The following is a 26794-nucleotide window of genomic DNA, read 5'->3' on the forward strand; positions in this document are numbered from 1 at the left end:
TCGGTGCAAGGATGTCCCTTAAAATAAGTATGATATGAAAACGGATGGATTTGAACATAAATCATTTGAGATCAATGGTCGTACAGTAGAGTATAAAACCAAGATTGTTGATAAGATTGAGCAAGATGTTGTTAATCTGAGTGACAAAGACAAGGAGTTTGTGGCTTATTGTCTTGTTGATGCGGAAATATTATTGAAACAATTAGATATAGTCAAAGATCTTTCTGCATATTCAGCAACTGATCTGGATATTTTGATATACTATTGGCTGCATAATCGGTCTTGGTTTAAACTGGTTGAAGAAGATGAATTTATTAATGCTTTGGGGGCAGCTTTTGGTTACTTGATGAATAAGGAATGCCACACCGTATGGTCTATAATAAATGATGAGTATGGTAGAGATTTCGCTTGTGTTTCCGAAGTACCCAAGTTTCAGACCTTTCCTTTCAGTTCGGTTTGGAAGGCAGTCGAAGAGGGTAGAGAGGGATCTTTGCAGGATATAATTGATCTGGTAAAGAAACATTTAAACGATAATAGCTTTTGACGATTTCATTCTTAATTCTAAGCGTGGAAAGATAAAGTCTTTAGTATGTAGTAAAAAAAAGAGAACTATTTTATAGTTCTCTTTTTTTAATTTCGTCTTCTATCTTTTATAGAATCATTCTTCGTTGCCTTTTCCAGATCTTCGGTATTCTTTAAAATAATATCGTATAATAATACTTTATAATCGGACATAGAGGGAGCATTTACATGTATATAGCCACTTATCTCCTTTATTGTATCCTGAACTTGGGGATTCACTATTTTTGGGGATACTCCATCCGTAAATTGTTGAACCTTTGTAATTGTTGTATCGGGATACTCAAATCGTACTGCAAGTTCTGCATTCATGGAACCATGCATCCCTAATGCTTTTAAAGATATTTCGAACTTAGAGAACGTTTTACTCTTTATCGAATCTATGTCAAAATCAAGAAAAGTATTTGCTTCTGTAAGATATGCGTAGAAAGGTAATACTTTATGATTGTATTCACGTATCCTACCGAAATTAGGATATTCTTGCTCAAATTCTTTGGATTCTCTCTTCAGTCTGGATGAAACGGAGTCTGTAATCCGCATATATTCTTCGGGATGATCGGCATACCATACTAATGACGAATCAAGTTGAGCTTGTGTTATTCCATGCTTTTCAAATACTCCTTCGAGTAAAGCTGTCTTTTTATCCGCTTGGTTGAAATCTTGATAACGAGTTTGGTATATTGCATCAACTAGTTGCATATCATGCAATACATCCATCATTTTGTCTCTGGATAACTTTCCGTTATCGTTGCCGCATGCTGCGAAGCACAGGCATAATACCGGAAATGATGCATAATATATGAATCGATGATTTTTTTTCATTATTCATTAGGTTTTTGCATTGTGTCCTGCAATGTTTTCCTGTAGAATATCAATAATAATATGATACCAACGGTTATTGCCGAGTCGGCAAAATTAAATATTGGTCTGAAAAAGATAAAATCTTCTCCACCCCATACTGGAATCCAACCCGGGAAAGTTCCTTCTATTAGTGGAAAATAAAACATATCCACAACCTTTCCGTGTAACCAGCTCGAGTATCCTTGTCCGAAAGGAACAATGGATGCTACATGCCCGGGATAACTTGCTGTAAATATTTCGCCATAGAATACACTATCTATAATATTTCCGATGGCTCCTGCGAGGATAAGGGCAATACATGCAATATATCCATGTTTAAAGTTGCGGGTAACTAACAGATAGAGATAATATCCTATGAAGCCTACAGCAATGATACGGAACAGGGACAGAAACAGTTTGCCTAAAACTTCTATTCCGAAAGCCATTCCGTTGTTTTCCACGAAATAAATTTTGAACCAGCTAGCAACATCAATAGTCTCATAGAGAGCCATATTTGTTTTAACCCAAATTTTGATAACTTGATCAATAATGATTACGAGAAGTACAACTGTAATAGCTGTTGCTCCCTTCGGGAATTTTTGCATAAAATATGACTAAATAAGTAAAAACAAGTTATGAGATTCTCAAGTCTGTACAAGCTATTAAACAATAATAACTACTTATTGCTGTTATACTTGGATGAACAATAAGAAGGTCTGGAGACCTTAAGTCTATACTTGTCTTGTTATTAAATAGGTCGGAGACCTTGATTTCAGAAGAAAAAGTAGTAAAACTATTGTGTAATCTCACTACTTTCTCTTGATATTTTTTATTAATTAATACTATTTAAGTAACATAAGCACCTAATGCTATGTATTTAACATAACATGTTGTTTTTTAAGTTACTTCCTGATAAATAAAGCTTTACGACCTTATTTAGAGCCTCCGGTTTTAGCTTCGATGCTCAATGTTGCATGTGGCACAGCTCGAAGACGTTCTTTCGGAATCAATTTGCCGGTTTCGCGGCATATTCCGTAAGTTTTGTTTTCGATCCGGATCAACGCAGCCTGTAAATTTTGTATAAACTTCATCTGACGTTGAGCTAAGCGTCCTGCTTCTTCTTTTGATAGAGTGGCAGCACCTTCTTCAAGAACCTTGAATGTCGGAGATGTATCAGTAACATCATTTCCGTCTGAGTTTGTTATTGAAGCTTTAAGGGCTTCATACTCATCTTTCGCCTTGTCCAACTTTTGTAAAATCAAATCGCGAAATTCATCCAGCTCTTCATCTGTGTATCGTGTTTTTTCTGTCATAGTCATTTCGTTTTTAGAATTTGCAATTTAATTAATTATTTAAATAACAGAAAGTATTGAAACGCTATAAAAATAGGTTCTAATATTCTGCTGTTTCTATACAAAACCAATTTACAAAAAAGGTCTGATATCTTAGACTTTTTCTATTGAAATATTCAATACAATATCGTCCATATCTGTAATCTCAGTTCCTTTTACATCTGTTTCAAGCATAATACTGTCTGCCAGTACCTGTCCTGCAATATATTCTTTGTATTCCGATATTGCACCTTGTATTTGTTCTAGATCGGATATTTTTACTTTAATACGGTCTGTTATATCCAATCCGCTCGTTTTACGGATATTTTGTATCCGGTTGACTAATTCCCGGGCAATACCTTCTTTCTTTAAAGAATCGGTTATTGTAATATCTAAAGCAACGGTCAAGCGTCCTTCGTTTGCAACCAGCCAACCTTCGATATCTTCTGAGATGATTTCCACATCAGCAGTTTCTATGGTTGCGACTTGTCCGTCTATATCGAAAGTATATGAGCCGCTTTTTTCGAATTGCCCGATAGCTTCCTGATCCATTGTTTGAACCGCTGCGGCCAGTTGTTTCATTATTTTTCCGTAGCGTGGGCCGAGTTTTTTAAAATCGGGTTTTACTTTCTTTACCAAAATACCGGCTGCATTATCGACATATCTCAACTCTTTGACATTTACTTCATTAAGAATCAAATCTCTCACGGCTTCGATAGCGCATTCCTGCTCTTTATCAAGTACAGGGATCATTATCTGTGTCAAAGGCTGGCGCACTTTGATGCTTACCTTACGGCGCAAAGCCAATATCATAGATGATATACTTTGGGCTATTTGCATCCGTTCTTCCAAAGCCTTATCTACTACAGCCTCATTATAAACAGGGAAGTCAGCTAAGTGAACAGATACCTCTGGATTTTGTTCACAGGCCGATGTCAGGTCTATGTATAACTTATCGGCGTAGAATGGTGCTATTGGAGCAATCAGTTTCGATATAGTTTCCAAACAAGTGTATAATGTTTGGTATGCCGAAAGCTTATCCTGAGTCATTTCACCTCCCCAGAAACGTTTACGGTTGAGACGTACATACCAGTTGCTCAGATTATCGTTAACGAAGTCTGATATGGCACGACCTGCTTTTGTCGGTTCATATGTATTATAATATTCATCTACATCGCTAACCAGTGTGTTTAACAGTGAGATAATCCATCTGTCGATTTCGGGACGTTCTGTAACCGGAATCTGAGGTTGTGAATTGTCAAACTTGTCGACATTTGCATATAACGCAAAAAATGAATATGTATTATAAAGGGTTCCGAAGAACTTACGGCGAACTTCATCAATACCTTCAGTGTCGAATTTCAGATTATCCCAAGGCGAAGCATTGGTTATCATATACCAACGAAGCGGATCGGAACCGTACTTTTCTATTGTAGCAAAAGGATCGACTGCGTTTCCGAGACGTTTCGACATTTTGTTGCCATTCTTATCCAAAACAAGTCCGTTCGAAACAACATTCTTAAAGGCAACACTTCCTCTGACCATTGTAGATATGGCATGCAGGGTGAAAAACCATCCACGGGTCTGATCTACACCTTCTGCGATGAAATCAGCTGGATATATCTTCACAAATTCTTCAGCACTGATATTTGGGAAGAAGACCTGTGCAAAAGGCATCGCACCAGAGTCGAACCAAACATCGATAAGGTCTAACTCGCGTTTCATCGGTTTTCCGGATTCAGAAACCAGAATAATATTATCAACATAAGGACGGTGCAAGTCTATCTTTTCGTAATTATCTTTTTCCAGATTTCCGACTTCAAAATCTTTCCAAGGGTTTTCAGTCATGAATCCGACTTTGATCGATTTCTCGATTTCTGTATACAGTTCTTTTACCGATCCGATACATAATTCCTCTTTACCGTCTTCTGTTCTCCATATTGGAAGTGGAGTTCCCCAATAACGGCTACGGCTCAAGTTCCAATCTTGAAGGTTTTCGAGCCATTTACCGAAACGTCCTGTTCCTGTCGATTGGGGTTTCCAGTTGATTGTTTTGTTTAATTCTATCAACTGGTCACGGCAAGCGGTTGTACGGATAAACCAACTATCAAGAGGATAGTATAGCACGGGTTTATCTGTTCGCCAGCAGTGAGGATAATTGTGCACATGTTTCTCTATGCGAAATGCTTTGTTTGCTTGTTTAAGCATTACACAGATATCTATATCGAGAGTCGGGTCGTTTTCGGTCAGAGTATCATCATAATCGTTTTTGACATAACGTCCGGCATACTCTTTATAAAGTTCTACATTGACGTTCTTCTTTACATATTCAGCGTCAAGGTCTTCTATCTTGAAGTATTTACCTGTAAGATCTACCATCGGGCGAAGATTTCCGTCCTTGTCGGTCAGCATCATTCCTGGTACCCCGTTAGCTTTGGCTACTTTAGAGTCATCTGCTCCAAATGTAGGGGCAATGTGTACAATTCCCGTACCGTCTTCGGTTGTAACGAAATCTCCTGTAACAACTTTAAACGCTCCTTCTCCCGGATTGACCCAAGGTATAAGCTGTTCGTATTCCATTTCTGCCAGATCCGAACCTTTCCAAGAGCCTACGATTTTGAATGGTATAAGTTTGTCTCCTGATTTGTAATCTTCCAGAGCTAGGTCTGCAGCCTTAGGATTGAACAGGCTCGATACAAGAGAATTGGCTACAATGGCAGTCATCTTCTCTCCTGTATATGGGTTGTATGTTTGTACAGCTACATATTCAATTTCAGAGCCTACGGCCAATGCTGTATTTGAAGGCAATGTCCAAGGCGTGGTAGTCCATGCAAGAAAATAAGCTATACCGAAATTATTCATTTCGGCCTTTGGACCTTTTATCTTGAATTGAGCCACACAAGTTGTATCCTTAACATCGCGGTAGCATCCGGGTTGATTCAGTTCGTGTGAACTTAATCCTGTACCGGCAGCAGGCGAGTAGGGTTGTATGGTATAACCTTTGTAAAGGTATCCTTTGTTATACAGTTCTTTAAGCAGATACCATAAAGTTTCGATGTAACGGTTGTCGTATGTAATATATGGGTCGTTCATGTCTACCCAATATCCCATTTTAGTAGTCAGATCTTCCCACTCTTTGGTATATTTCATTACCTCTTTGCGGCAGGCATCGTTATATTCATCAACCGATATTTTCTTTCCGATATCTTCTTTGGTTATTCCTAAAGCTTTTTCTACACTTAACTCAACAGGGAGTCCGTGTGTATCCCATCCGGCTTTGCGGTTTACCAAAAAGCCTTTCATTGTTTTATAACGGCAGAAAATATCTTTAATTGAGCGAGCCATTACGTGGTGAATACCGGGCATACCATTTGCCGAAGGAGGGCCTTCATAAAAAACAAAAGTAGGCGCACCTTTTCTTACATCAAGGCTTTTCTGGAATAAGTCTAATTTATTCCATTTTTCCAACATTTCTTTATTGATGTCAGATAAGTTGAAATTATTGTATTCTGTAAATTTTTTGCTCATAATAGCAGACACTTTTCCGTTAAAAAATTGGCGCAAAGATAATAAAAAAAACACATATTGCGAATATTTCGCGGGGTGGAGATATTAAAATATGGTGAATATGCAGTAGTTTTAAAACGGCTGTTCATTATATCCGATATAATAGTTCCTTTTTTATTACATTTGCTTGATTTTTAATATTAGGAATATGCGTATCGCTTGTGTTGCTTTTTTATTCTCTGTGTTGTCGATAACTCCTATTGTCAGCCAAACTCCAGAAAAGGATTCAGATCAATCCCTCGATAGTACGGTTTTGCTGGATCCGGTAGTTTTGGACTGTTATATGAATCCGAATAGAATATCAATTAATATAGAAACTTTAGGCACATTCACTGATGGTGATTTTGCTCCGTTTTGGCTTAGTAATAATAAATTCGGGCTAGGATCAGCTGAGAATAGTAATCAATATCTGAGGATTAATTCTTTCGGAAATCATTATTTCTATGTAGGAGGCTCACCCTTGAATGTGACGATGGGAGCAGATATATTGGTGTCTCATAATATGCAGTCCGATTTTAACTTTCACCAGTTATATGCTGATCTTAAATACCGAAATGCTGTATTGTCTGTAGGTGCTAAAGAAAGATATTCGCTATTCAAGAATAAGCTATTAAGTTCCGGAGGGATGACACTTTCAAATAATGCACGCCCAATACCTCAGGTTGAAGTTAGTATTCCTGATTTTGTAACAGTACCATATACAAAAAGGTATTTGCAATTTATAGGTGGATTGTCTTACGGTTGGTTTGGCGATGATAAGTTCAAGAAAAGAAACGCAGCAGACGGATACTATGCCGAAAAAGTGTTGTATCATCGCAAATATGGGTTTCTGAAATTTGAAAAAGTACCTGCATGGAGTTTTATTGTAGGAGCCGAAATGGATACTCAGTGGGGAGGACGCTTTTATCATGCTGGAGAATACTGGGACAAAGGTTCTGCAAAATTGAGTGATTTTTTTAAGGTATTGATCCCGATGAAGGGTGGAGCCGAATCGAATCTTACCGATAGGCAGAACATTGTGGGAAATGTGTACGGAAGTACTCATTTTATAGTTGAGCATAAGCGAAAAGAATTTTCGATAAAAGCTTATCATGAGCATTTTTTCGAAGATCATTCAGGTATTATTTTTAAGAATATTCCTGATGGATTATACGGTCTGGAATTGAATCTGAATAAGAAAGGATGGTTCACAAGTGTTTTATTTGAATATTTGCATACAAAAGATCAATCTGGCCCTTTCCTTTGGGATGAAAATGAAGAAATACCTGTCCAGGTGAGCGGTGGCGATAACTATTATAATCATGTTGATTATGCTTCGCTTAGTAACTACGGCTTTGTTTTGGGGAATCCCTTTCTTACATCTCCGATTTATAATAGAGGACAGTCCCTTACCGTATTTAATAATAGATTATCTACATTTCATGGAGGTATTAGCGGGTATATACTTCCAAGCCTGCAATACAGAGCATTGGTCAGCTATTCTAGAAGTTGGGGTACAGATCGTATTCCCTCGCGAAATATAAGAAATCAGTTTTCGAGTATGCTCGAGACCGTTTATATAGACCCTCGCTTGTCAGGGTGGAAATTCTCTGCGGCATTTGCTTTTGACAGATCCGGAATGGTCGGAGATAATACCGGAGTACAATTAAAAATTTCTAAGTGCTTTGAAGTACAATAAACACTGATTTATTTCTATTTTTGTAAAAGAAATAAGTTTAATCCTAGTTTTATCTTAATATGGATAACCTCAGGTCTGCGATTGCAGACAAAGTTCTGGATATATCGGCTTTTAATGGAGACGATATGAAAGCTAAACTCGAAAAGATCAATCGTTTTCGGGATTTTGCAAATGCCTGTCAATTACTGATAAAAAAATATCCGGCAATAGAATCTGAATTACTACAGATGGTCGAAAATAATGATTTCGATACGCGGATTGCTTCTTCACGAGTGGATACCATTATAAGGCTATCCGAAAGAGAAAGTGATGGTGTACATACCGCATCGCAAGTTGTTGAAGATGATATTCATAATCTTGAAAAAATAACAGAAGAGATAATTTCTTCTGAAGAAGTGCCACCCGTTGCAACTGCTACCGCTGATCTTACAGCATCAGGTCGGTCTCAATCCTATGGAGAGTCTCAGGAATCAAAGTCCATAGGATCTCAAAAAGCAACTAACTTGCTCACTGAAGAGGGACGTGATGAACCCGAAAAAATAGGTCAATACGTCGACTTTGAAGAAATAGATGAGAATACAGCTAAACCTGTTGATAATTTTATCAACCCTGTGGTTGAACGTAAATCTTCTCTTGTTATTGAGGAAGACAACAGGAAGAAGGACACTGTAAAGAAAATTATTCAGGTTTGCGGTATTATTGCGATTGTAGTGGCCTTGATTTTTATTATCAAATTCGTAATTAATAATTGGGTTACCATACTTTATGGGCTTGGAGCTCTTGTGCTGGTAGGAGGAATTGTTTATTTCTTACTGAAAAAGAAGAAATCTGACGAATAAGGGTCTCAGACCTTAAATAATGCAATATGTATCAATATAATATACAATTAAAGAAATATAATTCGTTTCGGACAGAGGCTGTCGCAAAAATATTTTTCGAACCGGAAAATATAACGCAGCTAAAGCAATGCCTGTTGGACTTTCCGAACGAAAAAAAACTTTTGATAGGAAGCGGATGTAATCTTTTTTTTACCAAAGATTTCGATGGATTGGTTATTCATCCTCAAATATTAGGAGTGAGAGAGATTTCTGATGTTTCAGATGAGTCCGATGATGTTTATCTGGAAGTTATGGCATCTGAAGATTGGGATAAACTGGTGGAATTTTGTGTTGATAAAGGATATTCGGGTCTCGAAAATTTATCATATATCCCCAGTACTGTTGGTGCGGCTCCAGTTCAGAATATCGGGGCATACGGAGCAGAAGTCAAAGACTGTGTGCATGAAGTGATAGCTTTGGACACTAATACGCTCGATGTTGTTTCTTTTTCTAATGCAGAATGTGAATTTGCTTATCGTGACAGCGTATTTAAAAGAAATGCGGACAGGTATATAATTATATCTGTAGTATTTATGTTGAAAAGGTCATTTACTTATGTTGCGAAGTATTTTGATTTAAACAAGGAGTTGGAAGATGTTGTAGTTCCTACAATCGAAGATGTCCGTGATGCTGTGATTCGTGTGCGTCAACGTAAATTACCCGACCATCTGGAATTGCCCAACTGCGGAAGTTTCTTTAAGAATCCGTATATTACAAACAAAGAGGCTGATAAAATAAAAGAAGAATATCCTGATTTGCCGATTTATCCCGTTAATGATAACTTGGTAAAGACGTCTGCGGCTTTTTTGATAGACAGAGCAGGTTATAAAGGAAAGCAGCTAGGACAAGTCGGCACATATCCGAAACAAGCTTTAATTATCGTTAATTATGGATCACCCGACGGAAACGATATTGTTTACTTTAAAAATGAAATCCAGAAAGCTGTCTTTGAAAAGTTTTCCATAGAGCTGGAGCCAGAAGTTAGGATTTTATAATATAGATCAGTAATTCGAAAATTTATCTATACGGAAAGTGGCGGAGATCCTCTTATTTATAGAACGATTTTTAGAAAAACAGGGAAAGAAAAGGTGACCAATATAAAAGTGCAATTTCGGAGTAACTTTTGTTACCTTTTATCAAATAAATATAAATTAATAGATAAGGTCTGAGAACCCCAAAGAATATTTAATCAATTAAAGATACATGGCATCATTTATTATAGAAGGCGGTTGCCGCCTGAAAGGTGAAATAACTCCTCAGGGAGCAAAAAACGAAGCATTACAGGTTATTTGTGCAGTTCTATTAACCCCTGAAGAGGTTATTATAGAGAATATACCCGATATTCTGGATGTCAATAATCTTATTTCTCTTCTTGGAGATATGGGAGTGAAGACCAGTCGCCTGAATGAAAATACCTGGTCGTTTAGGGCTGACGAGGTAGATTTGACTTATCTTGAGAGTCCCGAATTTTTGAAGAAAAGTGCTTCATTGAGAGGTTCCGTAATGATTATCGGTCCTTTAGTAGCTCGTTTCGGCAAAGCATTGCTTCCTAAACCGGGAGGTGATAAAATTGGACGCCGTCGTCTAGATACACATTTTATCGGTATTCAGAAGTTAGGTGCAAACTTTGATTATGATAACGAACAGCAATTATATTCTATCACAGCCGAGAAGCTTACCGGAACTTACATGCTTTTGGATGAAGCTTCGGTAACAGGTACTGCTAATATTATAATGACTGCGGTTTTGGCCGAGGGTGAAACTACTATATATAATGCTGCTTGCGAACCTTATTTACAGCAGTTATGCAAGATGCTGAATAAGATGGGGGCTAAAATATCCGGAGTAGCATCTAATCTAATACGTATTGAAGGTGTCAAAGAATTGGGCGGAACAACCCACCGTATTTTACCGGATATGATCGAGATCGGAAGTTTTATCGGGATGGCAGCAATGACCGGTTCTGAGTTGACAATCAAAGATGTATCTTATGATGATTTGGGTATTATACCGGATACATTCCGTCGTTTGGGCATTACACTCGAACGTCAGGGAGATGATATTCACATTCCGGAGCATAAAGAATATACAATTGATACATTTATAGATGGTTCCATATTAACTATCGCTGATGCTCCATGGCCGGGGTTGACTCCCGACCTTATAAGTGTATTATTGGTTGTGGCAACACAGGCAAAAGGTAGTGTATTGATCCATCAGAAGATGTTTGAAAGTCGCTTGTTCTTTGTTGATAAACTGATAGATATGGGTGCTCAGATAATACTTTGCGACCCGCATCGTGCAACAGTTATTGGTACAGGACGCCGTTCTATGCGCGCTACAGTCATGACGTCACCTGATATCCGTGCCGGTATTGCTTTGCTTATCGCTGCAATGTGCGCAGATGGAAAGAGTGTGATACATAATATAGACCAGATAGACAGAGGATATCAGAATATTGATGTCCGTCTGAATCAATTGGGTGCTAATATATTAAGAATGAACTAATCATTAAAAGAAGAAAGGGATACACATAATGGAAAATTTTAGTTTTGTTAATCCTGTAAAAATTATATTTGGTAAGGATACCATAAAGTCTTTATCGAAGGAGATTCCTGCCGGAAGTAAAGTTCTTATAACTTATGGAGGGGGAAGTATTAAGCATAACGGAGTTTATGATCAGGTCATAAAAGCTTTATCAGCTTTTGATTTTTATGAGTTTTCAGGAATTGAGGCTAATCCTCATTACGAGACTTGTATGAAAGCCGTGGAGTTGATCAAAGAGAAAAACATTGATTATGTACTTGCTGTAGGAGGCGGTTCGGTAATTGATGCTACTAAATTTATTGTTGCAGCCGCTTGTTTTAAAGGTGATGATCCATGGGATATCCTGAGTAAGCAAGCTCGTATCGAAAGAACATTGCCTTTTGGTACAGTATTGACTATATCGGCTACAGGGTCGGAAATGAATAGTGGAGCTGTTATAACCAAAGCTGAAACTCATGATAAGTTGGCTTTTGGCTCATCTAAGTTATATCCTAAATTTTCAATTCTTGATCCGGAGGTAACTTATTCATTGCCATTGAAGCAAGTAAGTAATGGGGTAGTGGATGCATTTGTGCATGTGATAGAACAATATGTTACGTATCCTTCACAGGCAATGATTCAGGATAAGTTTGCGGAAGCCGTTTTAGTGACTTTGATAACCGAAGGTCCGAAGGCGTTGGAAACTCCTCGTGATTATGATGTTCGTGCCAATCTGATGTGGGCATCTACTTGGGCTTTGAATGGATGGATCGGTTGTGGTGTTCCCGAAGATTGGGCAACACACCGTATTGGTCATGAGCTCACAGCCTTGTATGGACTAGATCATGCTCAGACTTTAGCCATTGTTCTCCCTGGTGTATTGAGTGTCTTGAAAGATCAGAAAGCAGATAAGATACTTCAATTAGGAGAGATGGTTTTCGGCATCTATAATAATATGTCGAAAGACGAACGTATTGATGAAACTATTAGAGCTGTAATTAATTTCTTCGAAGAAATGCAGGTTAAGACCCATTTATCGGATTATGGATTGGGACAGGAGGCTGTAGATACCGTTTCGAACCGAATCAAGGAGAGAGGTTGGAAACTTGGTGAAAAGGAAAATATAACAGCAGATGTTGTGAAAGAGATTCTGACTTTGAGAATGTAGTATCAACTAATGAGCAGAGAGAAGGCAAAACACTTAAGGTTGTTTCAGTGATATTAAATTGAGGTGCTAGTCTTCTTTTGGATCAACAAAAAAAATCGCTTCTCTTTCGGGAAGCGATTTTTTATTGTTGATTATCAGCTATCTTACTCAGCCAATAATATTTTCATGATTTCAACAGCAGCTTTGGTTACAGGAGAACCTGGTCCAAAGATCGCTGCTACACCTGATTTGTACAAGAAGTCATAATCCTGTGCTGGAATAACACCTCCGGCAATTACAATAATGTCCTCACGTCCTAGTTTTTTGAGTTCAGCAATAACTTGAGGTACAAGAGTTTTGTGACCAGCAGCCAGAGAGGATACTCCAAGAACATTAACGTCATTTTCTACAGCTTGACGGGCTGCTTCTTCTGGAGTTTGGAACAATGGTCCCATATCCACATCGAATCCACAGTCAGCATAACCTGTTGCAACTACTTTTGCTCCACGGTCGTGTCCGTCCTGACCCATTTTAGCAATCATGATACGAGGTTGACGACCTTCTTTCTTAGCAAATTCTTCAACAAGTCTACAAGCTTCCTGGAATGTAGGGTCTTTTTTAGTTTCTGATGAATACACGCCTGAAATAGTTCTGATTATAGCTTTATAACGTCCTACTACAACTTCACAAGCATCGGATATTTCACCCAGAGTAGCACGTAAACGAGCTGCTTCTACTGCAAGTTCAAGTAGATTACCTTTCTTAGTTTTTACGCATTCAGTGATTGCTTCCAATGCTTTCTTAACAGCATCATTATCACGCTTAGATTTCAGATCATTCAATCTTTCGATTTGTTGACGGCGCACTTCAGTGTTGTCAACATCAAGAATATCAATAGGATCTTCTTTTTCGAGACGGTATTTATTAACACCGATGATTGTTTGATTTCCAGAGTCGATCTTAGCTTGAGTACGAGCAGCAGCTTCTTCTATACGCATTTTAGGAATACCGGTTTCAATAGCCTTAGCCATTCCTCCTAATTTTTGTATCTCTTGGATAAGCTCCCATGCTTTATGTACAAGTTCATTGGTCAGAGACTCTACATAATAAGAACCAGCCCATGGGTCGATTTCTTTACAGATCTGAGTTTCTTCCTGTATATATATCTGAGTATTACGTGCAATACGAGCAGAGAAGTCAGTTGGTAATGCAATAGCTTCATCCAAAGCATTGGTGTGAAGAGATTGTGTATGACCAAGAGCTGCAGCCATCGCTTCGATACAAGTACGGCCGACATTATTGAACGGATCTTGTTCGGTTAATGACCAACCCGAAGTTTGAGAGTGAGTACGTAATGCCAGAGATTTTGGATTTTTAGCACCAAAGCTCTTAACTATTTTAGCCCACAATAAACGACCTGCACGCATTTTGGCGATTTCCATGAAGTGGTTCATCCCAATAGCCCAAAAGAATGATAGACGAGGAGCAAATGCATCAACATCAATACCTGCGTCGATACCAGCTTTCAGGTACTCCATGCCGTCAGCTAAAGTATAAGCCAACTCAATATCAGCAGTAGCACCAGCTTCTTGCATGTGGTAACCGGAGATAGAAATAGAGTTGAATTTAGGCATCTTCTGAGATGTATATTCGAAGATATCAGCGATAATCTTCATAGAGAATTCCGGTGGATAAATGTATGTATTACGCACCATAAATTCTTTAAGGATATCATTCTGGATTGTACCTGCCATTTCTTCTAATTTAGCACCTTGTTCAAGTCCTGCATTGATATAGAAAGCAAGAATAGGAAGTACAGCTCCGTTCATTGTCATAGATACAGACATCTTATTCAATGGAATACCATCAAAAAGAACTTTCATATCTTCAACCGAACAGATAGATACACCGGCTTTACCTACGTCACCAACAACACGAGGGTGGTCGGCATCGTATCCACGGTGTGTAGCAAGGTCAAATGCTACAGAAAGACCTTTCTGTCCTGAAGCAAGGTTACGGCGGTAGAATGCATTTGATTCGGCTGCTGTAGAAAATCCTGCATACTGACGGATTGTCCATGGACGCATAGCGTACATACCTGAATATGGTCCGCGTAGGAATGGAGGAATACCGGAAGCATAGTTCAGATGTTCCATTCCTTCCAGATCGTCTTTTGTATAAACAGGTTTAACAGGTATCAATTCCGGTGTGATCCAGTTTGCTTCGATACCATTTTGAGCAGACCATTCGGCAGCATTTACTGCCTCAAATCCTGCGTTTTTTATATCTATATTTTTGAAATTTGGTTTCATTATTATTCTTTTTTGTATAAAACAAAGTCAATACTTAAAAAGGCTCGAACCTTTAATTGATACCTAGTTTAGCATTAAAACCTTTCAATGTTTCAAGAACGTTGCTCTTCACATTGATGAAGTTTTCAATACCAACAGCTTTAAGATCATCTGTAGAAGCAGGAGCACCGGCAACAACAAATATCTCTTTTCCGCCTTTTACCAGTTCATAAGCTTCGGGAGCCAGAGTTGTGTATTCATCATCGCTTGAACAAATAACAATAATATCGGCGTTCTTTTCACGAGCAGCTTTTATTCCGTCTGCAACAGTTTCGAAACCAAGGTTGTCTATAACTTTATATCCTGCACAGGCAAGGAAGTTGCAAGAGAACTGAGAACGAGCCAAACGCATAGCCAAATTACCTATAGTCAACATGAATGCGACAGGTGTTTTTCCTGACTTTTCGGTAGATAAGCGCAGGTTTTCGAATTCAGTAGCCAGACGTGTTGCAGGTAGTGCAAGTAAATCTCCGTCTTTGTGAGAACATCCGCATCCGCACGCATTGTCTTTTTTGATTTTGTTAGCTGCAACTTCTGTAAAGTTAGGGAACTGGTTAGTACCAAGAAGAACCTCGCGGCGTGTAGCCAATGCTTTGAAACGAGCATCAGAAGATGCTTTGATTGCATTTTGTACAGTTCCGGCTTTAAGAGCTGCGTAAAATCCGTTTTCGTCAATTTCAAGGAAAAGCTTCCAAGCTTCTTCTGCGATAGATGAAGTTAGGTTTTCGATATAATATGAACCTGCTGAAGGGTCAGTGATTTTATCGAAGTGACATTCTTCTTTCAATAATAGCTGTTGATTACGAGCTATTCTTTCAGAGAAATTGTCTGAATCTTTGAAGCTTTCATCAAAAGGAAGTACAGTTAAAGAGTTTACTCCGGCTATAGATGCAGACATTGCTTCTGTTTGCGAACGAAGTAAATTAACATGAGCATCAAATGTTGTCATGTTGTATGTAGATGTTTCTGCGTGTGCATATATTTTAGCTGCACATCCGCATTCTGCATTAGGTGTGTAAGCTTTAACTATTTCAGCCCATAACCAGCGGGCAGCTCTGAATTTAGCTACTTCCATAAAGTAGTTTGAGCCGATACCGAAGTTAAATTTGATTTTTTTAGCAACAAGTGTTGCATCCAATCCTTTTTCTACCAGTTTGCTAAGTATTTCGTTCCCGTTAGCAAGAGCAAAACCAAGTTCCTGATATATGTAAGCTCCGGCATTATTAAATTTAGTAGCATTTACATTTAATACTCTGAAATTAGGAAGAGATTCAGCAGCAAGCGCCACTTCAGCTGCTTTTGCAGCCCATTCGCTATTGTCTGTACCATGTTTCAGGATTGGTTTAAACGGATCATAATTTACCGAACCGTAACATTCCGATAGATTTACATCTTTTGATTTCAGGTAATCAACAAGGATTTTAACCAGTTCCAAAGATTTTCTGTTGCAAGTACTGAAGTTTAATTCTACAGCTTCGGGGCAGATGTCATTTAGTAAGGTTTTGATATTTTCGGCATTTACATCATCACCTGCGATAATGAATCCCAAGGATGTAATACCTTTATTCAAAATATCCAATGCTTTAGCATTAGCTGCTTTGAAGTCGACTACAGTAATGTCTTGGCGAACATACCAGTCATTGTCTTTTTTAGTACCTCTTACATAAGGGAATTCTCCGGGTAGAGCATCTGTGGTTTTTAAGCCTTCGATATTTTCACTTCTGTAAAAAGGATTTACTTTAAATCCCTCGTTTGTTTTCCAAACAAGTTTCTTTTCGAAATCAGCGCCTTTTAGATCAGCTGTGATTTTTGCCATCCACTCTTCAGTAGAGATAGCAGGAAAATCTGTAAAAAGCTTTTCTTTTAGATTTGCCATGGTCTATTAAATAATGTTTTAGTATATTGGTTTATCATATTGACTATGAATATATTCTGATCTATATTTTCTATCAGGAAATAGATTTTTTCTTACTATATCTGAAACTGACATACTTATATCACCAAAAAGCATTACAAAAATAGCTTTTTTGTTTGGGATATACAGCCAAAATACAATTTAATTAACACTCCTGGTTTTTATTTTTATTTTAGCACAAACTGTCCATCCGTCTGTTTATTTGCAAAAGGTAACAAATCAGAGGTCAGTTAATAGTTTTCTAAAATCAGTTCGAAGTTACTATTGTTCATTTTTAATTATCCATTTCCTCAAAAGGTAACAAAAGTTACTCCAGAATTGCATTTTTTATTGGTCACCTTTTTCCTGCTTTATATATTATAAAAGGTCTACAATCCTTTCTCTATAGATAAATTTTTCAATTACTGATACTCTTCCCATAAAGCACTTTTCCTGATAGTGAAACTTCAGATTCATGTTTTGTCGGATCTGTAGTCCGAAAATCTTTTATAAGTATTCATTATGATCATTTCTTTGGCTTTCCAATATTCTGTTTTTTTGTTGTTTTTTCTAAGGCTAAAGTAAATAATAGCCATATTTAATTTCAGCTTATATATATTGTGCAGCGTTTGGAGTTGGAATATACCTTTCGTTTTGTGAAAAAATAAATATTTGCTGTACCAATGTTCACTATACGACCACTTGTTTAATTCCTCGCTTTTGTTTTCCGCCGAACCACCCTGTAAATGGATGATCTCAGCATTAGGAACTGAAACTATTTTATAGCCCGTTTTACGGACTCTGTAACATAATTCAACTTCTTCGAAATACATGAAAAAATCAGGGTCGAATCCTTTAAGGTCATCAAATATATCTTTTCGTATTAGTAAATCGGCTCCTACGATCACTTTTACTTCTTTGGGTATTTTAGAATAATTAAATCCCGGTGCACGCTTTATATTGAATATAATTTTATATTCATAAGTAAGAAAATCGGTATTATATAATGAGGATGCAGGATTCATGTCTTTTCTATACATGTTGCCTCCACAAATTCCAGTTTTTGGATGTGATTCCATGTAGTCGGCTAGAATACCTACAGCATTATTTAATAACAAGGTATCGGGGTTGAGAAAAAACAGGTATTTACCTGATGCCATGGTTGCACCGAGGTTATTCGCTTTACCGAATCCCAGATTTTCTCCCGCAAAATGAAATATTACGGTTGGATATTTTTTTATCAGATTATTTATAGAGCCATTGGTCGAATTATTGTCTATTACAATGGTTTCGAACCGGATGCCTGATGTTTTCTCGTAGATCGAAGAAAGGCAGTCGTCTAATAATTTTTCTGTATTATAATTGACAATGATAATGCTTACCAAATTTTCCATTTAAGCAACAGCAGGTATTTAATGATATATTATACATATAATAAACAAGCCAGAGATGTATATCAACTCATTTACTAGTCAGCTTATAAACTCGTTTACTGATCTTCTTTGCTTGTCAAAATTAGTAAATATTCGGATATAAACTCTTTTTGAAATCCGCTCAAAAAAGTTATCTTTGGATAATTTTAAGAATTTGTAAGGTCTATTTATACCAAAAGCGTATATGTTTCCAGAAGATATAATTGACGATGTGAATAATGAGGAAGAGAATCGTTCTTCCGAAAATGAAATGAATGAGGAAGAAGGAACTGATTCTTCTGTTCATTCAGAATATAAGGTTCCTGTTAAAGACTCGGAAAATCAGCTCCATTTGTCGGGGATGTATCAGAATTGGTTTCTCGACTATGCTTCGTATGTAATACTGGAGCGTGCTGTACCTCATATTGCCGATGGTCTGAAGCCTGTACAGCGCCGTATTTTGCACTCGATGAAACGAATGGATGACGGACGTTATAATAAGGTGGCTAACATTATCGGACATACCATGCAGTTTCACCCTCACGGGGATGCGTCCATTGGTGATGCCTTAGTACAGCTGGGACAGAAAGATATGCTGGTCGATTGTCAGGGTAACTGGGGTAATATTCTTACCGGTGACGGTGCTGCTGCTCCCCGTTATATTGAAGCACGATTGTCTAAATTTGCTGTAGAGGTAGCCTTCAATCATAAAACAACCGAATGGAAACCATCTTACGACGGGCGTAATAAGGAGCCTATAACATTACCCATCAAGTTTCCTTTGCTTTTGGCACAAGGAGTTGAAGGTATTGCCGTAGGTTTATCATCAAAAATATTGCCACATAATTTTAATGAATTGTGCGATGCTTCCGTAGCATACTTGCAAGGCGAGGAATTTACGCTTTACCCAGATTTTCAGACAGGCGGATTTATTGATGTAAGCCGTTATAACGACGGGGAGAGGGGAGGAGCTGTAAAGGTTCGTGCCAAAATCTCCAAAATGGATAATAAAACGCTTGTAATCACAGATATTCCTTACGGTCGTACAACATCGTCATTGGTAGAATCCATTCTGAAGGCCAACGATAAAGGTAAGATCAAAATACGCAAAGTTGATGATATTACGGCCGGTAATGTAGAAATACAGATACATCTGGCAGCAGGAGTTTCTTCTGATAAGACAATTGATGCTCTGTATGCGTTTACTGACTGCGAGATAAGTATTTCGCCTAACTGCTGTGTTATTGAAGATAGCAAACCTCACTTCCTGACTGTAAGTAATATTCTGAAACGTTCGACAGACAATACATTATATTTGTTGAAATGGGAGCTTGAGATTCATAAAAGCGAGCTGGAAGAAAATTTGCATTTCTCTTCACTAGAAAAAATATTTATCGAAGAGCGCATATATAAAGATAAGCAATTTGAAGAAGCACCTAATATGGATGCTGCTGTACAACATATCGGAAAACGACTTGAGCCATTTACTAAACTCTTTATTAGGGAAGTAACCAATGAGGATATTCTGAAATTGATGGAGATCAAGATGGGGCGTATTCTCAAGTTTAATTCGGACAAAGCAGAAGAGCTTATTGCCCGTTATAAAGCCGAAATTGAAGAGATAGAGCATGATCTGGCAAACATTGTAGATTATACCGTTTCGTGGTTTGTAATGTTGAAAGAGAAATATGGAAAAGCTCATCCGAGAATGACCGAAATACGTAATTTCGATACCATTGTGGCTACTAAAGTGGTAGAAGCAAATGAAAAGTTATATATAAATCGTGAAGAAGGTTTTATCGGAACGTCTCTTAAAAAGGACGAATATATATGTAACTGTTCTGATATAGATGATATTATTCTTTTCTATAAAGATGGTAAATATAAGATCGTAAAAGTAAGCGATAAGATGTTTATCGGGAAAAATATATTGTATGTCAATGTATTTAAAAAGAATGATAAGCGTACTATATATAATGTTGTATATCGTAGCGGAAAGGTAGGACCTTATTATATGAAGCGTTTTGCTGTAACCGGTGTCACTCGAGATAAAGAGTATGACGTGACTATGGGCGACGAAGGTTCTAAGATTGTTTATTTCAGTGCTAATCCTAATGGCGAAGCTGAAACAATCCGTGTATTACTGAAACCTCGTCCTCGTCAAAAAGTGCAGTTATTTGAAAAAGACCTGAGCGAAATAGCGATCAAGGGGCGTCAGTCTATGGGTAATATGCTCACAAAAGCAGAAGTTCATAAGATTACCCTTCGTCAGAAAGGTAAATCTACTTTAGGTGGTCGAAAAGTATGGTATGATCCGGATGTATTGCGTTTGAATTATGATAACAGAGGGCAGTATTTGGGCGAATTCCATAGTGATGATCAAATTCTGGTTGTAAAAGAAAACGGCGATTTTAATACAACAAACTTTGACTTAAGTAACCACTTCGAACCGGGTATCATCAAAATCGAAAAATTTGATGAGCATAAGGTTTGGACAGCTGTATTATTCGATGCTGATCAGGAATATATGTATCTGAAACGCTTTACTTTTGAGACCAGTAATAAGGTTCAGAATTTTTTAGGAGAGAATTCCAAATCTAAATTGTATATTCTTACCGATATCGTGTATCCAAGAATCGAATTAGCATTCGGTGGAAATGATTCATTCCGGGGAACTCAAGAAATAGATGCAGAAGAGTTTATAGCGGTTAAGAGCTTTAAAGCGAAAGGAAAGCGTCTGTCTACATTTGAAATTGGAGTTGTAAGAGAACTTGAGCCTATTCGATTTCCTGAGAAAAAAGAAGAATCGGAAGATGGAGATGAAGATCAAGATGGTTCTGTAAAGATCGAAATAGACGACGATGATTCTTCTGCTTCGGATACTGATATTATTGATGATATGACAGGACAGCAACAGATTGATTTTGAGTAAGATTCTCGTTCTGTTTTGATATTCCGATTGTAATATGGTAAAATGGCATAAATAGGAAATGAGATATTAATCTTTAGAATAAACACCTTTGTACTATGGGCACATATAGGTTAATAATTGTATTACTGAGTTTAATTTGTATTACGAATTTCAATACTGTATGTGCACAAGATGAAGATTCGCTGCGTTATTATTCAACCAACAAAGCGACATCGTTTGCCATTGGACGAGCTAATATGTATGATACATATTTATCGCCATTAAAATACAAGGGGACTTCCTTTCGGTTGATGGATGAGCGTATGAAACGGACATCGTGGTTTAACCATCGTTTTACACGTCAGCAAATTATTGATCTCGAAGTGACCAGTACCGAAAATCCGGCAGGCAATGCCCGCGAATATTCTATAATAGGACAGTATAGCTGGGGAGGACATTATAATTTATACAGGACAGAAAAATTTCGTTTATCCGTAGGAGCATTGTGGAATATAACCGGAGGAGTGATATACAATCAGCGAAATTCGAACAATCCGGCATCGGCAAAAGCTCATTCTAACATTAATTTATCTTTGATAGGTTTCTATAATTGGAAAAATATTACTTTCAGAGGACAATTAGATACTCCTTTATTCGGAATTTTATTTTCGCCGCATTATGGGCAGTCATATTACGAGATATCTTTAGGGAATAGTGTAGGTGTTGTCAATTTTGCATCAATACATAATCAAAGGGCTTTGCGAGGTTATTTTACGGCAGATATTCCAATTTCGAAAATATCATTGAGGATAGGTTATCTGGGGTCTTTTTATCAAACAAAAGTCCATGATATAACCTCACATATTTATTCGAATAGCTTTGTTATCGGTTTTGTTTCCGAATCAATAAATCTGAGCGGCAGTAAGATCAAGACAAACAGAATAATCAACAGCAGTTATTATTAGAACTGTGATGAATAAAATAAGTAGTTAATTAATTTAATGGAGAGACTATCTTCCAGTAAGAGCTTTTTAGGGATTCAGAATTTTATTATAGCTGGAATAATACGGAATTCATTATACCAATTTTGTCTTTTTATGGTCATTTTGGTTATCCTCTCAGTAGGAATGATTTACTGGTATTTTCCGGATACTGGAATTGTGACCTCCGGCGGCAGTGATTTACAATTTCATGCTAATCGTTTTTATGCGATTGTACAGGCTATAGATTATAATACATTTCCTTTTTATATCAATACCGAAGCCTTAAATCATTACGGATATGCTGCTAATTTATTTTATCCCGATTTAATGCTTATTCCTTTTGCTTTATTGGCTCCGTCAATAGGTTTCGCGACAGCCTATAAGCTTATGATTTTTGTTTATACCCTTTTGTGTGGTATTTTCTCTTTTGGGAGTTTAAGCAGGATAACAAAAGACAACCTGATTGCCTGTTTGTTCTCCTTATTATACACTTTTGCTTTGTACCGCATAATTGATATTTCGTATCGGGGAGCATTAGGCGAATTTATCTCTTTCACGTTTGTGCCACTTATCTTTTGGGGACTGTATGAGATTTTATATGGAGATTTCAAGCAGAGGTGGTATATTATCTCGATAGGCTTTATTTGTTTGATATATACCCATTTATTATCTGCTTTATTGATATTTATAACAGTCTGTATAGGGCTTGTAATTTGTTATAAATCAATAAAAGAGAATCCTTATAGGTTATTATATCTTGTTTTGGCAGGAGCGGTTTCAGCGATTGTATCTTCAGCCTTCTTACTTCCAATGTTCGAGCAATTAAACGACAATTCATTTTATTTTCAAACACACCCTTTGGCTGAAGCTATAGGACCTCAATCTGTAGAATTGAAACGAGTGCTTTGGGGGGTATTTAATGGTTTGACTGATAATAGACTGCGTATAGAAACTATTGGGATAATATTAATAATTCCTTTGTTTTTTCGTTTGGCGATCACTGGTAATCATCGTTATCTTCGTGTTGCAGATAGCTGTACGTTTGTTTCTTTCATATTGATATTTGCTTTGTCTGATATTTTTCCGTGGTATATATTTCCGTTTAATAAGCTGGCTATCTTACAATTTCCATTTCGATTATTGCAGCCTGCCAGTTTTCTGCTAGCCTTTTCAGGAGCGGTTTACCTATCTATTATAAGCCGGCAAACTAATCGTAGGATAATAATTGTTGCATGTCTTATTGTTATAATTGGGTATAGTATACGTCTAACAGGAGGAGTTTATCAAGGGTATATAAAGTATACTGTTGATAATACAGTAACCCATAATCTGGATCAACTGGAGATAGTTGGTGCTGAATATTTATCAAGCAAAGTGCCTTCTGTTCCGACGGAAGATATACGTTATCGAATAGATTATGTTGTTAATCGTAAAGATTCAGTAAAAGCAGAAAGGAATACTATAATAAAAAATATATCAAGGGAAAAAGATAAATTGAGATTGGAAACAGAACAATCTGAACCCGACAATCTTGTATTACCTTTGCTTTATTACAAAGGATATAGAGCAGTTTTTGATAATAGTAAAGAATTAACTGTATCTCAATCCGAAGATGGTTTGATTGAAATAGAAAGCCCCGCGTCTTCTCAAATAATAGTTTGGTACGATGGTACATTAGCACAGCGTGTCGGTTTAAGTGTGTCTTTGGTGTCATTATTGGCACTGTTATTATATATTGTTTACATTGAAAGACAATCAAATAAATTAAAAAATAACAAAAAAATAAAACGATGAAAGAGTTGAAAATTGTAGCTACTATTATTCTGAAACCTGAATACAAAGACGAAGTATTAAAAGCTTTACACAATGTGGTAGACGCTACCCGAAAAGAAGAAGGGAATGTGTCGTATGACTTGCATCAGAGTACTTCCGAAAGTTTATCTTATACTATATTAGAGGTTTGGAAATCAGAAGAAGCAATAGCTATACACAATGCCAGCACTCATTTCGATGAATTTAAGAAAGCAATCGATGGTAAAATTTCCGATCTCCAAATAGCAATTATAAAACAGGTGTACTAAGTATATTGTTACAAGATCTAACATAAAATATAATAATTTGATTCGTTGCAAATGGACATTTGTATGTATCTTTGCACCATCATCATTTTAATAGATATATGATATCTAATATTCTTATAACTTTTCTATTCGTTTTTCTGAATGGCTTCTTTGTTGCAGCCGAATTTGCAATAGTAAAAGTGAGAGGTTCGCAACTCGAACTAAAAGCACAGGAAGGGAATCGTTTTGCAATTCTTTCCAAGCGTATTGTAAGCCATCTTGACGCATATCTAGCAGCCACTCAGTTAGGAATTACTTTATCCAGTCTTGCATTGGGATGGATTGGGGAGCCTGTTGTTTCTAAGATGATTATAAGTTTGATGGAGCTCGTGAATGTAAATGTAAGCCCAGAATTGGCGCATAGTATTGCACTGCCTGTTGCATTCCTTATTATCACCGTACTGCATATTGTGTTTGGTGAATTGGCTCCAAAGTCTCTGGCAATACAAAGTCCAGAGAAAACTACGTTATTTATATCTTATCCGTTACAGGCATTCTATTGGATTTGTCGCCCGTTTATCTGGCTGCTTAATGGATTAGCGAACTTGATACTTCGTATGTGTGGACTGCACACTGTGTCTGAAGCCGAAACATACAGCAGTGATGAGCTAAGGTATTTGGTGGATCAGGTAAGGGAGAGCGGAAATTTTGAAGATACTAACTATGATATAATAAAAAATGCGTTTGATTTTTCGGAGCGTACTGCCCGTCAGGTAATGGTTCCCCGTACGCAGGTTTTAGCCATAGATGTAAACGATTATGATGAAAAAACTCTCGAAACTGTTATTGAAGACGGATTTTCCCGCATACCATGTTATGAGGATAATATCGATAATATTATAGGTATCGTTCACCTAAAGGATATTCTGAAAAAAATGCGTCAGAATGATCATGTTGATATTCGTTCGATAGTTCGTCCTGTATCGTTTGTTCCAGAGAGTAAACGTATCGGAATTATACTGAAAGAATTTCAGGTGAAACATCAGCAGATAGCTATGGTGCTGAATGAATACGGTGGTATAGAAGGTATTATAACGATGGAAGATATTCTAGAAGAACTTGTCGGAGAAATTCAGGACGAGTATGACAATGAGATTCCATTTGTTGAACAAACATCAGGTAATACCTACTCCGTGATTGCTACAGCTGCCATTTCGGATATAAACGATCAACTTCCCCATACTATAGACAAAGCCAAGCAATATGATACATTGGCCGGGTATTTGATCGATAAATTCGGTCGTATTCCTAATACCCATGATAAACTTGAAGCTGAAGGGTATGAGTTTTCAGTGTTGAAAAAAAATAAAACATCTATTGTTTTGGTGCAATTGAGAGATCTGGAAGAAATCTCTGAAATTGCAGATAATTGATTTCCGCTAATAATTTAAATGAAATTCGAATTACAATATAACGATTCACAATCTAATGCGAGAGCTGGATTGATTACTACAGATCACGGTCAGATCGAAACTCCTATATTTATGCCGGTTGGGACTCAGGGAGCAGTAAAAGCTGTGCACATGCCCGAATTGGTAAATGATATTCAGGCACAGATTATTCTCGGTAATACATATCATTTGTATTTGCGTCCGGGTCTTGATATATTGAAACAAGCAGGAGGATTGCATAAATTCAATAGCTGGAATAAACCTATTTTAACAGATAGTGGTGGTTTTCAGGTATTCTCATTGGCTCACAACCGTAAGTTGACCGAGGATGGGGCTATTTTCCGATCTCATATCGATGGATCTAAGCATATATTTACCCCTGAGCGTGTGATGGATATCGAACGGACAATTGGGGCGGATATAATGATGGCCTTTGATGAGTGTACACCGGGAGATGCTGAATATTCTTATGCGAAAAAATCGCTTGATCTCACCGAACGCTGGCTTGATCGCTGTATAACGCGTTTCAACGAAACAGAATGCGAGTATGGATACAAACAGGCGTTATTTCCCATCGTTCAAGGATGTGTTTATCCGGATTTAAGAAAGCGTGCAGCCGAAAATATAGCATCTAAAGGAGCCCAAGGTAATGCTATAGGTGGATTGGCTGTAGGTGAACCAACGGAGAAAATGTATGAAATGATAGAGGTTGTAAATGAAATATTGCCTAAAGACAAGCCTCGCTATCTGATGGGAGTTGGTACTCCTGCAAATATACTTGAGGCAATTGAGCGTGGAGTAGATATGTTCGATTGCATTATGCCTACCCGTAATGGACGTAATGGACAGTTGTTTACAAAATATGGCATATTGAATATGCGTAATAAGAAATGGGCAACTGATTTTTCACCGATTGATCCCGAAGGAACTTCTTTTGTCGATACTTTATATTCTAAAGCCTATTTGCGCCATTTATTTATTGTTAACGAAATTCTTGCACTACAAATAGCGTCAATACATAACTTAGCGTTTTATTTGTGGCTGGTAAAAGAAGCGCGTAAACATATAATAGCGGGAGATTACTACCTGTGGAAGCGTTCTATAATAGATGATGTTACACGACGATTATAATAAGGGCAAGGTCTTTTATTAACATTCGAAGCATAACAGAAACAGGCGAAATATA

At 37.3% G+C, this 26794-nt stretch carries 19 protein-coding genes; 12 read left to right on the top strand and 7 right to left on the bottom strand.

Going from position 1 to position 26794, the window contains the following annotated elements:
* Positions 1 to 34: 34 nt before the first annotated feature.
* On the top strand, positions 35 to 544 hold the full coding sequence (locus AABJ51_RS03630) for a DUF3806 domain-containing protein (RefSeq protein WP_338374434.1): 510 nt from the start codon (positions 35 to 37) through the stop codon (positions 542 to 544).
* 86 nt (positions 545 to 630) lie between these two features.
* Here the strand turns inward: AABJ51_RS03630 and AABJ51_RS03635 are convergent, their stop codons facing one another.
* From AABJ51_RS03635 to ileS, 4 genes are all read right to left on the bottom strand, one after another.
* On the bottom strand, positions 631 to 1401 hold the full coding sequence (locus AABJ51_RS03635) for a DUF4296 domain-containing protein (RefSeq protein WP_338374435.1): 771 nt from the start codon (positions 1399 to 1401) through the stop codon (positions 631 to 633).
* On the bottom strand, positions 1401 to 2024 hold the full coding sequence (locus AABJ51_RS03640) for a lipoprotein signal peptidase (RefSeq protein WP_338374436.1): 624 nt from the start codon (positions 2022 to 2024) through the stop codon (positions 1401 to 1403). Before AABJ51_RS03640 ends, AABJ51_RS03635 begins: the two co-directional genes overlap by 1 nt.
* Positions 2025 to 2351: 327 nt before the next feature.
* Complete coding sequence (locus tag AABJ51_RS03645; protein ID WP_026625123.1) at positions 2352 to 2732, bottom strand: TraR/DksA family transcriptional regulator; 381 nt, start codon at positions 2730 to 2732, stop codon at positions 2352 to 2354.
* A gap of 132 nt (positions 2733 to 2864) precedes the next feature.
* Positions 2865 to 6278 (bottom strand): isoleucine--tRNA ligase, encoded by a 3414-nt coding sequence (gene ileS / locus AABJ51_RS03650; protein WP_338374437.1) that lies wholly within the window; start codon positions 6276 to 6278, stop codon positions 2865 to 2867.
* Between the two features lie 187 nt (positions 6279 to 6465).
* Here ileS and AABJ51_RS03655 point away from each other — a divergent pair, with 187 nt between their 5' ends.
* The 5 genes from AABJ51_RS03655 (at position 6466) to AABJ51_RS03675 (ending at position 12567) form a co-directional block, all read left to right on the top strand.
* Complete coding sequence (locus tag AABJ51_RS03655) at positions 6466 to 7995, top strand: capsule assembly Wzi family protein (RefSeq protein WP_338374438.1); 1530 nt, start codon at positions 6466 to 6468, stop codon at positions 7993 to 7995.
* A 59-nt stretch (positions 7996 to 8054) separates the two neighbouring features.
* Positions 8055 to 8834: a hypothetical protein gene (locus AABJ51_RS03660; protein ID WP_338374439.1), complete on the top strand. Its 780-nt coding sequence runs from the start codon at positions 8055 to 8057 to the stop codon at positions 8832 to 8834.
* Positions 8835 to 8860: 26 nt separating this feature from the next.
* On the top strand, positions 8861 to 9868 hold the full coding sequence (gene murB / locus AABJ51_RS03665; protein WP_026625127.1) for a UDP-N-acetylmuramate dehydrogenase: 1008 nt from the start codon (positions 8861 to 8863) through the stop codon (positions 9866 to 9868).
* 208 nt (positions 9869 to 10076) lie between these two features.
* Positions 10077 to 11381, top strand: a complete 1305-nt coding sequence (gene murA / locus AABJ51_RS03670) for a UDP-N-acetylglucosamine 1-carboxyvinyltransferase (protein ID WP_134435192.1) — start codon at positions 10077 to 10079, stop codon at positions 11379 to 11381.
* 28 nt (positions 11382 to 11409) lie between these two features.
* Positions 11410 to 12567 carry an iron-containing alcohol dehydrogenase gene (locus tag AABJ51_RS03675; RefSeq protein ID WP_338374441.1) on the top strand — a complete coding sequence of 386 codons (1158 nt, stop codon included), beginning with the start codon at positions 11410 to 11412 and terminating at the stop codon, positions 12565 to 12567.
* Between the two features lie 143 nt (positions 12568 to 12710).
* On the opposite strand, the gene scpA is transcribed toward AABJ51_RS03675, so the two are convergent.
* From scpA to AABJ51_RS03690, 3 genes are all read right to left on the bottom strand, one after another.
* Complete coding sequence (gene scpA / locus AABJ51_RS03680) at positions 12711 to 14858, bottom strand: methylmalonyl-CoA mutase (RefSeq protein ID WP_338374442.1); 2148 nt, start codon at positions 14856 to 14858, stop codon at positions 12711 to 12713.
* Positions 14859 to 14910: 52 nt separating this feature from the next.
* The gene (mutA, locus tag AABJ51_RS03685; RefSeq protein WP_338374443.1) at positions 14911 to 16773 is read right to left on the bottom strand and encodes a methylmalonyl-CoA mutase small subunit; all 1863 of its coding nucleotides are present in this window, start codon (positions 16771 to 16773) and stop codon (positions 14911 to 14913) included.
* Between the two features lie 491 nt (positions 16774 to 17264).
* Positions 17265 to 18185: a glycosyltransferase family 2 protein gene (locus tag AABJ51_RS03690; protein ID WP_338374444.1), complete on the bottom strand. Its 921-nt coding sequence runs from the start codon at positions 18183 to 18185 to the stop codon at positions 17265 to 17267.
* A gap of 223 nt (positions 18186 to 18408) precedes the next feature.
* On the opposite strand from AABJ51_RS03690, the gene AABJ51_RS03695 reads away from it, so the two are divergent.
* The 6 genes from AABJ51_RS03695 (at position 18409) to tgt (ending at position 26739) form a co-directional block, all read left to right on the top strand.
* A complete protein-coding gene (locus AABJ51_RS03695) occupies positions 18409 to 21135 on the top strand; it encodes a DNA gyrase/topoisomerase IV subunit A (protein WP_338374445.1) in 2727 nt (908 codons plus the stop codon).
* Between the two features lie 95 nt (positions 21136 to 21230).
* Positions 21231 to 22079, top strand: coding sequence for a DUF3316 domain-containing protein (locus AABJ51_RS03700; protein WP_338374446.1), 849 nt, complete (start codon positions 21231 to 21233; stop codon positions 22077 to 22079).
* A gap of 162 nt (positions 22080 to 22241) precedes the next feature.
* Entirely contained in the window at positions 22242 to 23891 is a 1650-nt protein-coding gene (locus AABJ51_RS03705) for a putative glycosyltransferase family protein (protein ID WP_338374447.1), read from the top strand.
* The gene (locus tag AABJ51_RS03710) at positions 23888 to 24178 is read left to right on the top strand and encodes a putative quinol monooxygenase (RefSeq protein WP_134435193.1); all 291 of its coding nucleotides are present in this window, start codon (positions 23888 to 23890) and stop codon (positions 24176 to 24178) included. Before AABJ51_RS03705 ends, AABJ51_RS03710 begins: the two co-directional genes overlap by 4 nt.
* A 98-nt stretch (positions 24179 to 24276) precedes the next feature.
* A complete protein-coding gene (locus AABJ51_RS03715; protein WP_026625137.1) occupies positions 24277 to 25590 on the top strand; it encodes a hemolysin family protein in 1314 nt (437 codons plus the stop codon).
* An 18-nt stretch (positions 25591 to 25608) separates the two neighbouring features.
* Positions 25609 to 26739 carry a tRNA guanosine(34) transglycosylase Tgt gene (tgt, locus tag AABJ51_RS03720; protein ID WP_338374448.1) on the top strand — a complete coding sequence of 377 codons (1131 nt, stop codon included), beginning with the start codon at positions 25609 to 25611 and terminating at the stop codon, positions 26737 to 26739.
* Positions 26740 to 26794: the final 55 nt, after the last annotated feature.

It is taken from the genome of Indolivaga capnocytophagoides (assembly GCF_036511535.1).
GTDB classification, from domain to species: domain Bacteria; phylum Bacteroidota; class Bacteroidia; order Bacteroidales; family Dysgonomonadaceae; genus Dysgonomonas_A; species Dysgonomonas_A capnocytophagoides.

Excerpts from the sequence above, each read along its gene's own strand:
- mutA (WP_338374443.1), bottom strand. The coding sequence starts at position 16,773 with ATGGCAAATCTAAAAGAAAAGCTTTTTACAGATTTTCCTGCTATCTCT.
- AABJ51_RS03705 (WP_338374447.1), top strand. The coding sequence starts at position 22,242 with ATGATTTACTGGTATTTTCCGGATACTGGAATTGTGACCTCCGGCGGC.
- AABJ51_RS03645 (WP_026625123.1), bottom strand. The coding sequence starts at position 2,732 with ATGACAGAAAAAACACGATACACAGATGAAGAGCTGGATGAATTTCGC.
- scpA (WP_338374442.1), bottom strand. The coding sequence starts at position 14,858 with ATGAAACCAAATTTCAAAAATATAGATATAAAAAACGCAGGATTTGAG.
- murA (WP_134435192.1), top strand. The coding sequence starts at position 10,077 with ATGGCATCATTTATTATAGAAGGCGGTTGCCGCCTGAAAGGTGAAATA.
- AABJ51_RS03640 (WP_338374436.1), bottom strand. The coding sequence starts at position 2,024 with ATGCAAAAATTCCCGAAGGGAGCAACAGCTATTACAGTTGTACTTCTC.
- AABJ51_RS03700 (WP_338374446.1), top strand. The coding sequence starts at position 21,231 with ATGGGCACATATAGGTTAATAATTGTATTACTGAGTTTAATTTGTATT.
- AABJ51_RS03660 (WP_338374439.1), top strand. The coding sequence starts at position 8,055 with ATGGATAACCTCAGGTCTGCGATTGCAGACAAAGTTCTGGATATATCG.
- AABJ51_RS03635 (WP_338374435.1), bottom strand. The coding sequence starts at position 1,401 with ATGAAAAAAAATCATCGATTCATATATTATGCATCATTTCCGGTATTA.
- AABJ51_RS03710 (WP_134435193.1), top strand. The coding sequence starts at position 23,888 with ATGAAAGAGTTGAAAATTGTAGCTACTATTATTCTGAAACCTGAATAC.
- AABJ51_RS03690 (WP_338374444.1), bottom strand. The coding sequence starts at position 18,185 with ATGGAAAATTTGGTAAGCATTATCATTGTCAATTATAATACAGAAAAA.
- AABJ51_RS03630 (WP_338374434.1), top strand. The coding sequence starts at position 35 with ATGAAAACGGATGGATTTGAACATAAATCATTTGAGATCAATGGTCGT.
- AABJ51_RS03655 (WP_338374438.1), top strand. The coding sequence starts at position 6,466 with ATGCGTATCGCTTGTGTTGCTTTTTTATTCTCTGTGTTGTCGATAACT.
- tgt (WP_338374448.1), top strand. The coding sequence starts at position 25,609 with ATGAAATTCGAATTACAATATAACGATTCACAATCTAATGCGAGAGCT.
- ileS (WP_338374437.1), bottom strand. The coding sequence starts at position 6,278 with ATGAGCAAAAAATTTACAGAATACAATAATTTCAACTTATCTGACATC.
- AABJ51_RS03695 (WP_338374445.1), top strand. The coding sequence starts at position 18,409 with ATGTTTCCAGAAGATATAATTGACGATGTGAATAATGAGGAAGAGAAT.
- AABJ51_RS03675 (WP_338374441.1), top strand. The coding sequence starts at position 11,410 with ATGGAAAATTTTAGTTTTGTTAATCCTGTAAAAATTATATTTGGTAAG.
- AABJ51_RS03715 (WP_026625137.1), top strand. The coding sequence starts at position 24,277 with ATGATATCTAATATTCTTATAACTTTTCTATTCGTTTTTCTGAATGGC.
- murB (WP_026625127.1), top strand. The coding sequence starts at position 8,861 with ATGTATCAATATAATATACAATTAAAGAAATATAATTCGTTTCGGACA.